This window comes from Streptosporangium sp. 'caverna' (assembly GCF_003203775.1).
GTDB lineage: Bacteria > Actinomycetota > Actinomycetes > Streptosporangiales > Streptosporangiaceae > Streptosporangium > Streptosporangium subroseum.
Map to the genome: position 1 here is coordinate 10,831,795 of NZ_CP029711.1, position 13,162 is coordinate 10,844,956.

14 protein-coding genes are annotated in these 13,162 nt (G+C 67.0%); 5 read left to right on the plus strand and 9 right to left on the minus strand.

Annotation, left to right across the window (positions count from 1 at the left end; translation table 11 throughout):
- The first annotated feature begins 104 nt into the window (after positions 1-104).
- Positions 105-554, plus strand: a complete 450-nt coding sequence (locus DKM19_RS46810; RefSeq protein WP_110705022.1) for a hypothetical protein — start codon at positions 105-107, stop codon at positions 552-554.
- Positions 555-641: 87 nt separating this feature from the next.
- Here the strand turns inward: DKM19_RS46810 and DKM19_RS46815 are convergent, their stop codons facing one another.
- The 4 genes from DKM19_RS46815 to DKM19_RS46830 all read right to left on the minus strand — a co-directional run bounded on the left by DKM19_RS46815 (position 642) and on the right by DKM19_RS46830 (position 3,455).
- Positions 642-881 (minus strand): phage integrase family protein, encoded by a 240-nt coding sequence (locus DKM19_RS46815; protein WP_162642296.1) that lies wholly within the window; start codon positions 879-881, stop codon positions 642-644.
- A gap of 45 nt (positions 882-926) precedes the next feature.
- Entirely contained in the window at positions 927-1,724 is a 798-nt protein-coding gene (locus DKM19_RS46820) for a DUF6461 domain-containing protein (protein WP_110705023.1), read from the minus strand.
- Positions 1,725-1,936: 212 nt separating this feature from the next.
- Positions 1,937-2,545 (minus strand): DUF6461 domain-containing protein, encoded by a 609-nt coding sequence (locus DKM19_RS46825; protein WP_110705024.1) that lies wholly within the window; start codon positions 2,543-2,545, stop codon positions 1,937-1,939.
- A 109-nt stretch (positions 2,546-2,654) separates the two neighbouring features.
- Complete coding sequence (locus DKM19_RS46830; RefSeq protein ID WP_204358547.1) at positions 2,655-3,455, minus strand: bifunctional 2-polyprenyl-6-hydroxyphenol methylase/3-demethylubiquinol 3-O-methyltransferase UbiG; 801 nt, start codon at positions 3,453-3,455, stop codon at positions 2,655-2,657.
- A gap of 419 nt (positions 3,456-3,874) precedes the next feature.
- Here DKM19_RS46830 and DKM19_RS46835 point away from each other — a divergent pair, with 419 nt between their 5' ends.
- Positions 3,875-4,441 (plus strand): TIGR03086 family metal-binding protein, encoded by a 567-nt coding sequence (locus tag DKM19_RS46835; RefSeq protein WP_110705025.1) that lies wholly within the window; start codon positions 3,875-3,877, stop codon positions 4,439-4,441.
- Between the two features lie 90 nt (positions 4,442-4,531).
- On the opposite strand, the gene DKM19_RS46840 is transcribed toward DKM19_RS46835, so the two are convergent.
- On the minus strand, positions 4,532-5,509 hold the full coding sequence (locus DKM19_RS46840; protein WP_239513972.1) for a leucine-rich repeat domain-containing protein: 978 nt from the start codon (positions 5,507-5,509) through the stop codon (positions 4,532-4,534).
- 338 nt (positions 5,510-5,847) lie between these two features.
- On the opposite strand from DKM19_RS46840, the gene DKM19_RS46845 reads away from it, so the two are divergent.
- Positions 5,848-6,573: a DUF433 domain-containing protein gene (locus tag DKM19_RS46845; protein ID WP_110705026.1), complete on the plus strand. Its 726-nt coding sequence runs from the start codon at positions 5,848-5,850 to the stop codon at positions 6,571-6,573.
- Positions 6,574-6,583: 10 nt separating this feature from the next.
- On the plus strand, positions 6,584-7,027 hold the full coding sequence (locus tag DKM19_RS46850; RefSeq protein WP_369987525.1) for a hypothetical protein: 444 nt from the start codon (positions 6,584-6,586) through the stop codon (positions 7,025-7,027).
- A gap of 115 nt (positions 7,028-7,142) precedes the next feature.
- Here DKM19_RS46850 and DKM19_RS46855 read toward each other — a convergent pair whose 3' ends face one another.
- The 4 genes from DKM19_RS46855 to DKM19_RS46870 all read right to left on the minus strand — a co-directional run bounded on the left by DKM19_RS46855 (position 7,143) and on the right by DKM19_RS46870 (position 11,788).
- Positions 7,143-7,961, minus strand: a complete 819-nt coding sequence (locus DKM19_RS46855) for a sugar nucleotide-binding protein (protein WP_110705028.1) — start codon at positions 7,959-7,961, stop codon at positions 7,143-7,145.
- Positions 7,962-8,129: 168 nt separating this feature from the next.
- Positions 8,130-9,137, minus strand: a complete 1,008-nt coding sequence (locus DKM19_RS46860; protein ID WP_110705029.1) for an NAD(P)-dependent alcohol dehydrogenase — start codon at positions 9,135-9,137, stop codon at positions 8,130-8,132.
- Positions 9,138-9,552: 415 nt separating this feature from the next.
- On the minus strand, positions 9,553-10,476 hold the full coding sequence (locus DKM19_RS46865) for an aminoglycoside phosphotransferase family protein (RefSeq protein WP_110705030.1): 924 nt from the start codon (positions 10,474-10,476) through the stop codon (positions 9,553-9,555).
- Positions 10,477-10,621: 145 nt separating this feature from the next.
- Entirely contained in the window at positions 10,622-11,788 is a 1,167-nt protein-coding gene (locus tag DKM19_RS46870; RefSeq protein WP_110705031.1) for an MFS transporter, read from the minus strand.
- A 73-nt stretch (positions 11,789-11,861) separates the two neighbouring features.
- Between DKM19_RS46870 and DKM19_RS46875 the strand changes: the two genes are divergently transcribed.
- Entirely contained in the window at positions 11,862-12,890 is a 1,029-nt protein-coding gene (locus DKM19_RS46875; protein WP_239513973.1) for an ROK family transcriptional regulator, read from the plus strand.
- Positions 12,891-13,162: the final 272 nt, after the last annotated feature.

Below are 13,162 nucleotides of genomic sequence, written 5' to 3' on the forward strand. Positions count from 1 at the left end.
CGTATCTCGTCCGAAGGCCACGAGCTACGGCCGCGGCACCGAGCCTCCCCGTCCCGAGGTCCGCTCGGAGGATGAGCGGTTGTGGGGCCCTGGGGGATTAGGCGATGAAGCACCGCGCACTGTTGTGCTGGATGGGTGCCATCCTTCTGTCCACCCTTCCTAACTGGGCTTCGTTACCGGTAGATACAGAGATCTACATCTGCGCTTATCTGAACACCGAAGACGGATACACCGGTCGTGATGTGCTCGGTCTGGGCTTCGGCGCGATGGCCGCTCTTCTTCCCCCTGCTTTGACAGCGCTGGCCGTGGCCGCATGGCGATCACTGCCCCAGAGGCGCCGACTCCTGGCCTGGATAGGAGTGGGCGGAGCGCTCGCGACAGCCGCTTACTACGCCCTATCGACCATTGCGTTCTTCTCCCCCTACTGCCCTGAGGGCTCGCAGGGGCCTGGGTTCGTGCTCCCGCTCTACGGTGCCATTGCTGCGCTCGTCCTGATCGCCGGCGTGCCACGAGCCGAAGACAAGCCCAACGCGGAGGCCGAGACGCGGTCATGAACAGCGTTCAAGCCCGCGGGAAGATCTGATCCATCGCCTCGGCGCCTTCCAGTAGCACCGGGCGGAGCTTGCGGTAGATCTTCTCCTTCACCGCCGTGCCCCTGCGGCCGACCAGCGGGGGATGTTCTCCAGTGTCATGCCGGGGTCGGAGAGCAGCGAGACGAAGCTGCGTCGCATCTGCCGAGGCGTCCACTCGTCCTCGTTGAGGTCGGTCCTCTTGAGGATCACCCGGAAGGCCCGGCGGACGTTGGCCGGGTCCAGCTCGGTCCCGTGTTTGCTCGCGAAGAGCACATGGTCCGGAGGGGCTCTGTGGCGAGGTGGGGGCATCGCTGCATCACCACCGCTTCCGGCCCGTTTCGACGCCGTGGCAGGTCAGGAATAGCCACCGGGTATGGCGGCGCCGAGGATGGGGCGGTGAAGGTGTTGCGGAGTGATCATGACGCCGGTGATGCGGGTGGCGAGTGCCAGGGCCGCCGGGATGGGGTTGTCGATGGAGTCGTCGGCGGCCGGATCGATGCCCAGCTCACGGAGGTGACGATTGAGCCGGTCGGGATCCGCGCCCTGTCTGTCGATGGGAAACCCCGGGTTGATGTCGGTGATGAGGTGGCCGTCGATGGCATAGGTGACGTGGTGCTGGGCGTAGTCATGCCGCTGCACCGCCACGGCCTCTCCGCCGTTGCGTGACAAGGCGCTCACAACCTCCCATTGCGCGCCGCTCCAGCCGCAGTCCTCGATCGCGACGGTCCAGTCCCCGATTCGCCTCACGGTGATGACCTGGGGCCCTTCCGGATAGGAGAAGTCCCCGTCTTCGATCGGCCGGATGTCCTCGTCCGCGGCGCCGAGCCGGCGCAGCACCTCGTGCTCGTGGAGCCCACGAACGAAAACGATCGTGTAGATGTCCCCGATTGGGCTGTCATCCTCCCCCTGCCATGCGTAATCCTCCGGCGATGCGCCGGGGGTTCTCGCGGTGGCGCGGATCATCTCGAACGTTCTCGCCTGCTCGAGGATCTCGGGATTGGCGGCGAAGAAGGCCTCGGTAATTTCTGGTGCTATCCCGCCACGCTCACTGACCAGGTAGCCGTTCGCTCTCGCCCAGTCCTGGATTCGAGTGCGGCCGAGCTCGGGCGCCCGGTAGGTGACGCGAAGGGGGGTGAAGTCGGCGTCGGACATGATCAGAAACTACCAATAGGGTTGATGTCCTGTTTGCCCGTCCAGGCATTGTGCTTCTCTCGGCAGGTGGACCTGGGGCGATATAACGCTCTTCCAAGGGCGTAGTCCTTCGCCGGCCGCCTCCACTCGGTGATCGCTGGAACGCCTTCACGGTGATGGGCAAGGACTCTGCCGTCCTGTTTCGCCGGCCATGTGGATCGTTGAGAAGTGGATCATTGCTCCCTGGCCGCCGCCCCCAGAAGCGTCATGTCCAGGACATTCCTGGCGAAGCCGATACCGGTGATGATGCTCGCCAGAGCGAACGCGCTCGCGATGCGATCATCGGGAATGGGGTCGTCGAACGTGCGTTGGCCGAGCCCGACATCACGCATCTGGTGCACCCAGCGGTCGGGATCGCTACCTGAGCGGAGATGCGGCACCAAGGGATCGAAGCGCATGATCATACCGCCGTCGATCGTGTGGATGAAGTGGTCCGAGGCGTAGTCGTGCCGGTTGACCGACACGACTTCGGTTCCTCGTGAGACGCGCTCCCGCACACCGGGGTCGAGGGCTACTCTCCAGCCGGAAGGCTCGATGAGTACGGTCCAGTCGTCCACCTTCACGGCGCCGACGTACCTCGCGTCGCCGTCGAATTCCAGCATGCTCTCGTTCGCGTACTCGTCCAGCTCGTCGAAGGTCATCTCCTCGATCGTGTCCGTGTCCACGCCCAGACGGGTGAGCGCCTCATGAGGGGAGAGGCCCCGGATGAAGGACACGCCGAAGATGTCGTGCAGCGGACTTTCATCTCTGGAAAGCCAGCCGAACTTGCGGATGTCCGACACGGTTACCCCTTGATCAATTACGGGTCATCATGACAGGCACCGCCGACAGGGCGGTCACCCTTCCAGAAATGACCAACGTTCCTGCCTGGTGATCGAGTGGGGCCCGTCATCAGGGATTACTGGATTGAGCACGTCGGGCGGCGGTGAGCATGTGGCCGCTCACCCCGAGAAGCGACGGAACGGATTCCACCGCGCGCTGGGCGTCGAGTATGAGCGTCCGGCGCTCGGGGTCGTCGAGCCAGTCGTTGACGTCTCCGTACAGCCAGAAGGCGCCCTCCAGTCCGTACCGCTCGACTTCGGGAAGCCCGGCGTCGGTGAACTCATCCGGAACCTCATCGGGGTCGTGGAAGTAAGCGGTGAAGCCAGACCTCGGAGAGAGCATGAGCCCGTCCGCGGCGGCGGCGTGTGCTGCCGCACGGAATCCGTCCTGCAGGTAGAAGCCCTGGTAGATGCCATCGTGGATGGCCGAGTAGCGGCTGATGGTCGCCGCGGCCACCAGGCCGCCGGGCCGTACCGCACGACGGGCCTCGGCCAGTGCCCGGCCCCGGTCGGCGCGCTCGGCCAGATGGTAGAGCGGGCCGAGAAGCAGGACCGCGTCGGCGCTCCCGTCCGGCACCGGGAGTTCCCTGGCGTCCCCCAGCCGCGCCGTCACTCCGGCCAGTGCCGCCGCTCGCTCCACGTGCAACGGAATCGGGTCCAGCAGTTCCACCTCGTACCCGTCGGCGGACAGCCACTCGGCATGCACACCGGTGCCGCCGCCCACGTCCAGCACCCGCGCCGGAGCCGGCGGCAGTACCCGGCGCAGCACGTCCTGCGTCCGCCAGAACTCCAGCCGGCCACGCCCCTCACGGAGCCGGTCGTGTTCCCTGTCCTGTTCGTAGTAGGCGAGCAGTTCCCGTGTCACTGTCATACCTGATCATGTCGAGAGTCCTGCGCCGCAGACAAATAAGTTTTGGTGGATCGCCAGAGCTTCGGAGTACTACCGCGCGACCCTGTGGTCGTCCGCTGCCCGGCCTTCATCACGACCGCCAAAACGGGCGTCCGGGGTGAAGACGTCGGCGTCCTCCTGCCACGGCACGGTGTCGTGTGGCTTTGTCAGTGACAACCGACTCCATCGGTAGGTCTGCTCTGGCTCCACTCGGCGATCTGAGAGTCATGATCCGAAGGCGAGAAGTGAATCCACCCTGAGGAACTGCGCCCACGTTTTGGGAGTCGGAGTGGTTCCCGAGACCAGGAGGACGGCCAGGGGTTCGGTGGACGGACACTGTTTTCTCCGGGCCGCCGGAAAATCATTGGGCCGCCTGACGGGTGCCGCCGTAGTCTTGCCCGATGGCCTCCCCTTCTGAAGATCTCGCGCGCGCGTACGAAGCCGTCGGCGATCTGATCGCCGAGATCCGCCCCGAGCAGTGGAAGGCGCCGACGCCGTGCACGGAATGGAACGTGCGCGAGGTGGTCGACCACCTTGTCGGCATGGATCTGGTGTTCGTGGCCTTGATCGAGAGCGGCCCGATGCCCGACCGCGGAGCGGACCGCCTCGGTGACGACCCGGTCGGAGCCTGGCGAGCCTCCAGCGCTTCGCTGCGGGCCGCGTTCTCCCGCCCCGGGGTACTCGAGCGGAGTTATGCCGGCCCCATGGGGAGTGCCACGGGCGCCGAGCGCCTGCAGATCCGCCTGTACGATCTGCTCGCTCACGGATGGGATCTGGCCCAGGCCACCGGAATCCCTGTCCGGGTGCCCGAAGACCTTGCCGAGCGGTCCCTGGCGTTCGCCCTGGTCCAGCTCTCCCCCCAGCCCCGAACGGGACGATTCGCCGAGCCGCAACTTGTCGAGGAGAGCGCTCCGGCCATCGATCGGCTTGCCGCGTTTCTCGGTCGATCGGTTCTACCGCAGCGGTGAGACCGGTCGCGGGGTCGGACGGTTCCCCGCGTCGTGATCACCGGAGGGTTGGTGGGGCGCAGGGCGAACTTCGGACCGTTCAGGAAGTCGCTACAGCAAGATCGCGCAGCCCTGATGGCGGAGCGCCGTAATCCAGTCGGGGAGCCGATCCAGCTTGGTCCATCGCAGGTCGAGCTTCTCCAGCCGGGGCAGGGCGCCGAGGCTGTCGGGCAGTTCGCGCAGACGGCTGGCACGCAGGTCGAGGTGGACGAGGTGAGCCAGCCGCCCGACCGCCTCGGGAAGCCTCTGCAGGGGGTTGTCGCGCAGGTCGAGGTGGCGCAACCGCTGCAGCTCGCCGATGGTGTCGGGCAGGGTGGTGAGCTGGTTGTTCATCAGATGGAGCTCGCGCAGCCGGGACAGCCGGCCGATCGTGTCGGGCAGGGCGGTGAGGCGGTTGTTGTACAGACGTAGTTCGCGCAGCGCTGCCATGTCGCCGATCGCCTGAGGCAACGTGGTGAGCCGATTGTCGGTGAGGTTGAGATAGTCGAGCTGGTTCAGCCGGCCCAGGGACGCGGGTACCGAGGTGAAGCCGTTGTCGCTGAGATAGAGGTAGTCGGTGAGATGCGGCAGGTCGCCGATCGTTTCCGGCACGTGGCGGAGCCGGTTGTGGCCGAGGTCGAGCATGCGCAGTTCGACCAGGTCGCCGATGGTGTCGGGGATTTCAGTGATCTCGTTCTCGGCGAGATTGAGGGAGCGCAGACCGGTCAGACGCCAGAGCGTGTCAGGTACCGAGGTGAGGGAGTTGCCGCCCAGGCTGAGATGCCGCAGCGCAGCGGCTTGACCGAGTGCCGGGGGGATGTCGGTGAGCTGGTTGCCGTAGACCAGGAGGGTGTCCAGCAGCGGCAGCGCGGCGATATGCGCGGGCAGGTGGGTCAGCGCGTTGCCATCGAGGTCGATGCGGCGCAGCGCGGTCATCTCGCTGATCGAGGCGGGCAGCTCGATCAGCCCGGCGTGGGGCGCGACCAGAGCGACCACCGTACCGTCAGCGATGTGCAGAGCCCCGTCAGGTAGCTGCGCAAGGTCGGTCACGGCAGCCGACTCTACTGGCTGGTGAGATTGCCGATCGGATGGCCTTCTTCCGGAGAGATTGGCCCGGCCGCGCACGTCCAGGTCGCCGACCGCACCAGCTCCATCGTTCGGTACGGCCCACGCCAGCCCAGAGGTTGCCAAATGGATTCTCAGGAACACCCGCTCCCGTGGCTCCCGCCTTACAGAACCCACACGATGGGACTCAGGTGATCATCATCCTGGACACAGGGCAGACACGGCCTTTCTCGCGGCGATCACATTGATGGGGTGACACCGGGTACAGATCATGTGCGCAGTGCGTGTGTTTTCTCTACGCTGTGCTCAAAGGAGGTGACATCGTGGCAACGCCGAGCATCGGTCCGGAGACCGGTCTGATCAGCGACTTCCGCTATGTCACCCCGCTTTACAGCAAGGGGCAGGCAGCGGACCTGATCGATGTTCCTCGTCAGACCTTCCGTAACTGGGCTGTCGGGTATGTCTACAAGCGCATCAATGAGCCGGTCGTCACCGCCGAGCCGCTGGTGACCACGGCTGGAGCCCACGGGCCAACGGTGCCGTTTGTCGGGCTCGCCGAGGCGTATATGCTCGCCGCTTTCCGTAGCGCGAACGTGCCGATGCAGCGCATTCGCCCGGCGATCCGCTGGCTGGAGGAGAACATCGGCCTGGAACAGGCCCTGGCCAGTGAGCGCCTCATGACCGATGGGGCCGAGGTCCTGTGGGACTTCAAAGAGCACACCGACGATCCCGCTGAGCGCGATGCGGTGGATGGGCTGATCGTAGCGCGCAGCGGGCAGCAGGTCTTCCGCCCTGTTGTGCATGAATATCTGCAACGTGTCACCTACCAAGACGGCTGGATGAGGGTGATTCATCTCCCGGGATATGAGCGGGTGGATGTCACCGTGGATCCATGGATCAACGGTGGGCAGCCGACTCTGACGCGGCGAGGCATTCGAGTGGCCGACGTGCTCAACCGCTTGCGGGCGGGAGAAGACACGCGTGACGTCGCCGAGGACTACGACCTGCGGTTGAACGAGGTCGAGGCGCTTCTCCCACAGGCCGCGTGAGGTCCGGGGAGTGGCAGGTGAGGCAGAGGCGTCCGGACTGACCTTCTTCCTTGATCGTGGGTTGGGTTCGCGCATCGTGCCCAATGCTCTCCGTGAGGCCGGGTGGGTCTTGGAGACCATGGATGAGCGGTACGGCAAGGACGAATCCCAGCGGATCGCCGATACGCAGTGGATTGAGGAAGCGACGATCCGGGGCGACGTCCTGCTCTGCAAGGACCTGGCCATCACCCACAACCTCGTTGAGGCCCGCGTCATCTACATGAGCGGCGCGCGCATCTTCGCTCTTGCGAAAGCCGATGTTGTGGGCAAAGAGATGGCCGAACTCTTTCTCGTCAATGAGGCTCGGATCATCGACACGCTCAAGCGGGTGACCGAGCCGTTCGTCTTCGCCGTCAGCCGCAACGGACTACGCCGGACCCGCGTCAGATACCCGGTGAGTGGCGCGGATCTCTAGGCAGTCAATCGAGCAACCACGTACAAGGCTGGGCGAGGGTGAACTTTCGTGGAAGACGTGCGCGGGTGGGAGCAGATTCCAGGTCCTTGCTGAAGGTCGCGATAAATGGTGAACGTCATGCCAGAAACTGTCGAGCGCCACGCAGTCTGGTCCGAAGCCGCTGCTGAGTCATGCCGCATTCCAAGCGCACATCGATCGGGCCGGGCACGTTGGTGTCCGCCCGCCGTCCCGAAGGCAACCGGTCCGCGTCGAGTCCATCGCGTCGGGCGATGAGCAGCCCCAGCTCGTATCGGCTTACCGCATCGGTTCCGGCGACATGGTGGATGCCGTGATACTCGGATGCGGCGAGTTCGAGGAGCGCCGCGGCGAGATCGACGACGTGCACGGCACATCGCACGTCGTCGGTGAACAGCATTCCTTCTGCCCTGCCGGTGGCCAGTGAATGCACCAGCGCCTCGTGCGGAGAATCGCCGTCACCGATGATCAGGGATGTCCGGGCTATCACCGCGGTCGGCGCGATCGCGCTCACCGCTGTCTCGGCAGCGGCCTTGGCGGCACCGTACGGGCTGATCGGGTCGGGGACGCACGTCTCGTCGTAGCGAGCCGCGGCACCGGAGAAGACCGCGTCGCTGGACACCTGGACCAGGCGCCCACCGGCCGTGGAGGCGGCGAGAGCGACGTTCGCGGCTCCCATCGCCGTGGTGGCCCAGTCTGTCTGCCGGTACGCAGCGTTGATGACCGCCTCTGGCTGAAATGCGCTGATCAGCGCGTCGACGTCCTCTCGCCGGCGCACATCGAGCGGCAACCACTCAACACCCGCGGTCTCTCCTGGCCGGGTCAGGTAGGTCGCGGCCACCTCATGCTCGGCCACCAAACACTGCCGAGCGAGTTCGCCGCCGAGAAAGCCACTGCCACCGACGATGAGGATTCTCATGGCCGGTCACCATAGTTGATGGTCGCTCCGGAGCGGCCGCCGCGTTCGCGTCCCGGGACACGGTGCTCATAATCACCGGCACCTCGGAGCCGGTTGATCACCAACTGGTGCCCGGATCGGCTTAACGCTGACAGGGCCGATTCATCCGTCTCAGCGGTGACGTGCACGCTAAACGGTGATGACGACCTTTCCTTTTGCCGTGCCCTCGGCCAGATAGCGGATGGCTTCCGGGACCTCGCCCAGCGAGTACGTTCTGTCGATGACCGGCGTGAGCTTCCCCGTTTCCAGGAGCTCCCTCAGGGCGGCCATCAAGTCCTTCTTGCTCGGCGTCGACGAGCTCACCTTCGGCAGTTGACCCATGAACGGGGAGAGCGCCATCAGCTTGAAGAAGTGCGGCAGGCTTCCCAGCCAGCGGCTGCCCACATCGCCGAAGCGGTCGTGACCGATGAGCACGTAGGTCCCCTCGGGCGTAAGGGCGCGTCGGCAATCCGAAAACGAATGGTTTCCGAGAATGTCGAAGATCATGTCGTAGCGTTCGCCACCCCGGGTGAAGTCTTTCCGGGTGTAGTCGATGACGAGGTCTGCGCCGAGCGAGCGCACCATGTCCAGTTTCGCCTGGTGGTCGACGCCGGTCACCTTCGCTCCGTACGCTTTGGCGAGCTGTACGGCGAAGGATCCCACACCGCCGCCGGCACCGTTGACCAGCACACTTTGGCCCGGCCGCAGCCGCCCCTCCGGAAGGTTCTGCAGGGCGATGAGCCCGGAGGTGGGCACGGCGGCGGCTTGTTCGAAGGTGACGTTGCCGGGCTTCAACGCCAGGGCGTCCTGTGGGACGGACACGTACTCGGCGAAGGCGCCGCCGTTTCTCCACTGGTTGCCACTGAGCGTCTCGCCGAACACCTCGTCGCCTGGCTGAAACCGCGTCACGTCCTTGCCCGTCGAATCCACCCGGCCGGCCACATCCGTTCCTGGAACGCGGATCTTCGGTCTGCGGAGCCCGGACCCCATGAGGCGTAGGACGTACGGCCGGCCGCTCACGACGTGCCAGACATCCGGGTGGACGGAAGCCGCGTGAACGCGGACCAGGACCTCATCGTCCTTGACCACCGGCCTGTCGATCTCTCGGAGTTCCAAACTATGAGGTGAGCCGTACGCGTTCTGGACGACCGCCTTCATGATGTTCTCCTGCGCCGCCGTGGCTCTGGGCAATTCAGGACATTATAATCTGCGACCTCATTGGCCGGAGGGGCTGAGAGGCCGAGAGTATTTCGGACGGCGGTCTATGTGGATATTCTCCGTTACCGATTTCAGGGTGTGGTTCTCGTTGAGGACTTCGAGTGGCGGAAAATAGCCGATCGCCGAGGACTTCGACAGCCTTCGATATGGCTGATGACCTGCTGATCTGCCGTGGATCGAGTGGTGAGAACAAATCGCCTCAGCCGTTCGTTCTTGATCGTCGATAAGAACGGTTCGGCCGTCGAGTTTTCGTGGCGGATGCCGGTTCGGTTGACCGATCGGCGGATATTCAGGTTCTTGAGGAGCAGCCCGTATTTGTCCGCAACGCGATGCCTGAGGCCTCACGTATGAATCATCACCGGTAAAGGAAATCGGCGATGAGCTCGTCGAGGTGGCGCAGGGCGGTGGTCACGCGTGCCGGGTCGTTGAAGAAGGGGTCGTCGGGAACGGGTAGGGACGAGGCCAGCGCCCAGCCGCGGCCCCGTGCCCAGGTGGCTTCGTCGACGTCGAGCGCCGCGCGGAAGGCGCTCCGAGCCTCGGCGGGCAGGAATATCCAGGCGGGTATCAGGTCGCACGCCGGGTCGCCCACGGCCAGCGTTCCGAAGTCGATGACGGCGCTCAACCTGCCGTCGACGGCCAGGAGGTTGCCGGTTCCGAGGTCGCCGTGGATCCACACCGGCGGGCCGTCCCACGCGGGCGCCGCCAATGCCGCCTCCCATACGGCCGTCACCGCGTCGGTGTCGACCAGGTCCTTCAGCGCCTCGATCTTGGGACGGACGCGCGCCTCGGAGGCCAGGGAGTCGCGTTCGTCGCCCATGGGCACGCCGCGGAAGGCGTTACTCCACTCGGGCCCCGGTCCGTCCGCGGTATCGATCTTCTGCAGGGCGGCGACGAACTCGGCGAGATCGGTCGCCGCTTGGACCGGATCGGCGAGGCGGTCGGTGGTCGCCGTCTCACCCTCCAGCCACCGGTAGACCGACCAGGGGAAGGGGTAGCCCTCGGCGGGCCTGCCCAGCGCGAGAGGTTCGGGGATGGAGAGCGGCAGATGCGGGGCCAGCCGCGGCAGCCACCGGTGCTCCCGCTCCACCTGGCCGACCCACCGGGGGTAGCGGGGCAGCCGCACGGACATGCCCGTACCCAGCCGGAACGTCGCGTTGTCCATCCCGGACAGCGGGACCGCTGAGATGGGCAGATCCGCCCACCGCGGGAACTGCGCCGCGAGCAACCGGCGTACAAGGGTCGCGTCGACGAGCACCTCGTTGGAACTGCCTGTGGACATACATCTCTCCTTGGTGAAAGAGCGGGCTTTTATGGGCGGGGAGCCGGTTGTACGGGAGCGGCCGAGCCGGTCGCGAGCCGCCCCGGGGGACGAGCCACCGCGAAGGAACGAGAAGCGGCGCCTCTCGCCCATGCGGTGGGGGGCTTCAGCTCCGCCGCGCATGGGCGAGAGGCGTCGCGTGCGGGCCCGCCGGGGCCGGGCGCAGGACCGGTGCGAGCAGGGTCAGCAGCACCATCACGCCGGTGACCATCGCGAACGCGGCGGGGTAGGAGATGCCGCCCGCGACCCACCCGGTGACGGCGGGGGCGGTCAGTCCCGACAGGTACGTGATCGTCGCGATGCCCGCCACACCCTCCCCCGGCGTCGGCCCCGCGTTGCCCGCCGCCGCGAACACCAGCGGGACGATCACAGCGACGCCCAGTCCGAGCAGGGCGAATCCGGCGATGCAGAGCGCGGGCGTGCGGGCCGCGACCACGATGGCGCCGCCCACGGCCGCCACGATCCCACCCGCTCTGACGGCCGTCACGGGCCCGAGCCGGTGGATGACCCGGTCACCGACCAGCCGGGCGCCCGCCATGCAGAGCATGAAGGTCATGTAGCCGGCGGCGGCCACTCCCGGGCCTGCGGCGGCGACCTCCGTGAGGTAGACGGCGGCCCAGTTCGAGCTCGCGCCCTCGGCGAACGTGCCGCAGAACCCGACGAGGCCGATGACCAGGATCGCGCGCGTCGGCAGGGCGAAGCGCCGTGGCGCGGGCACGCCGGCGGGCGAGCTGTCGGGCAGCAGGCCGCGCCCGGCCACGGCGCCCAGGCTGAGAAGCACGAGCGCGGTCACCCCGAGGTGGAGTCTGGCGTCGATCCCCGTCTGCGCGGCCAGGGCCCCGATGCCGCCTCCCGCCAGGCTGCCCACGCACCACAGGCCGTGCAGCCCGGAGATGATGGAGCGCCCCAGCTGCCGCTCAAGCACCACGGCCTGGGCGTTCATCACCACATCGCACATGCCCGCCGCCGCGCCGTACAGCAGGAACGCGGCGAACAGCCAGGCCGGCGCCGGTGCGAGCGCGGGCAGGGCGAGGGCGCCGCACCACAGCGCGAGCAGGACCCGGGTGGCGGCGCGCCCGCCGAAGCGATACGCCAGGCGGCTGGCCAGTGGCATGCCGATGAAGGCGCCGATCGACGGGCAGAGCAGCGCGAGACCGAGGGTGCCGGGACCGAGGTGCAGGTGGTCCTGGATCCAGGGAATGCGGGTGGCCAGGCTGCCGGCGACGGCGCCATGGGCGACGAACACGGCGGCGATGGCGCGGTGGTGGCTCATGTTCTGGAAACTATCAGGCAGGCTCCCTGATGGAAAGATGTATTAGGCAGGCTTCCTGATTAATATGGGAGACGTGAAGACCGCGACCCCGGCCATGGCCCGCGCCATCAACGATCGGCTCGCCCTGGACCTGCTGCTTGAGCGCGGGCCGCTGACCGCGCCTCAGCTCCGCACGTTGACCGGCCTGTCGAGGCCCACCGTGTCCGACCTGATCGAGCGGCTCAGGGACGGCGGGCTCATCGAGGTGACCGGCGAGAGCGGCGAGGACCGGCGGGGCCCCAACGCGCGCCTGTACGACATCGTGGCGAACCGCGCCCACGTGGCCGGGGTGGACGTGCGCCGCGCCGCCGTCGACGTCACGATCGCCGACATCACCGGACGGGCGGTCGGCTCGGCCGTACGGGAGATCCCCGGTCCGGAAGGGCCGCAGGACCTCGCGATTCTGATGGAGAGCGCGATCAGGGAGGCCGCCGCGGGCCGCGTGCTGGACACGGTCGTCATCGGCGCGCCCGGCCTGGTGGATCCTCGGAACGGCGAGCTGGTGTCGGACAACGTTCCCGGCTGGCGGCCGGGCCTGATGGCCTCGGTACGGCAGAGCATGGGCGTGCCGGTGGTCCTGGAGAACGAGGTGAACCTCGCCGCCATCGCCGAGCTCCGTACGGGCGCCGCGATGGGGCGCGATGACTTCGTCCTGCTCTGGCTGGACGAGGGCGTCGGCGCGGCGGTCGTCCTCGGCGGACGGCTGCGCCGGGGCGTGTCGGGCGGCGCGGGCGAGGTCGGTTTCCTGGAGATGGACGGCATGTCGTTCTGCGACCAGGTGGAAGCCAAGGCCGCGCGGCACCTCGACAGCGAGGAACTGGCCGCGCGGATCGCCAGGGGCGCCTTCGCCCTCGTCACGATCCTGGATCCCGGGCTCGTCGTCCTCGGGGGCACGACGGGGCGTGCGGGCGGTGACGCGCTCGCCGCGCTGGTCGCCGAACGCGTGGGCGAGCTCTCCCCTGCTCCCGCCGAGATCCGCGCCAGCACGGTGGTGGGCAACGCGGTGCTCCAGGGAGCCGTCCTGACAGCCCTCGACCTGGCCCGCGACAACGTCTTCGGCTGAGGCGCGTCCCGTGGATCCGTGGCGGCTCGGCACGGATCCGTCAGATGGAATGCCGATGGAGTCACGGTGAGAGAGAGTGGCGAGCGGTGAACCGGGGACTGCCGCGTGCCGCTTCGTCGTTGGTGAAAGGGGGCATCCGAGCGGTGAACCGAGAACTGCCGCGCCGTTCCATCACCGGTGGGAGGAAGTGCTTGAGCGGTGAACCGGGGACCGCCTCGCTCCGCTCCATCACCGGTGGGAGGGAGCGCTTGAGCCGTGAGTCGAGGACCGCG

What these genes read in the sequence shown, in the direction of transcription:
- DKM19_RS46820 (WP_110705023.1), bottom strand. Translation starts at nt 1,724, where the DNA reads ATGTCCGACGCCGACTTCACCCCCCTTCGCGTCACCTACCGGGCGCCC.
- DKM19_RS46865 (WP_110705030.1), bottom strand. Translation starts at nt 10,476, where the DNA reads ATGTCCACAGGCAGTTCCAACGAGGTGCTCGTCGACGCGACCCTTGTA.
- DKM19_RS46870 (WP_110705031.1), bottom strand. Translation starts at nt 11,788, where the DNA reads ATGAGCCACCACCGCGCCATCGCCGCCGTGTTCGTCGCCCATGGCGCC.
- DKM19_RS46815 (WP_162642296.1), bottom strand. Translation starts at nt 881, where the DNA reads ATGCCCCCACCTCGCCACAGAGCCCCTCCGGACCATGTGCTCTTCGCG.
- DKM19_RS46830 (WP_204358547.1), bottom strand. Translation starts at nt 3,455, where the DNA reads ATGACAGTGACACGGGAACTGCTCGCCTACTACGAACAGGACAGGGAA.
- DKM19_RS46810 (WP_110705022.1), top strand. Translation starts at nt 105, where the DNA reads ATGAAGCACCGCGCACTGTTGTGCTGGATGGGTGCCATCCTTCTGTCC.
- DKM19_RS46855 (WP_110705028.1), bottom strand. Translation starts at nt 7,961, where the DNA reads ATGAGAATCCTCATCGTCGGTGGCAGTGGCTTTCTCGGCGGCGAACTC.
- DKM19_RS46835 (WP_110705025.1), top strand. Translation starts at nt 3,875, where the DNA reads ATGGCCTCCCCTTCTGAAGATCTCGCGCGCGCGTACGAAGCCGTCGGC.
- DKM19_RS46860 (WP_110705029.1), bottom strand. Translation starts at nt 9,137, where the DNA reads ATGAAGGCGGTCGTCCAGAACGCGTACGGCTCACCTCATAGTTTGGAA.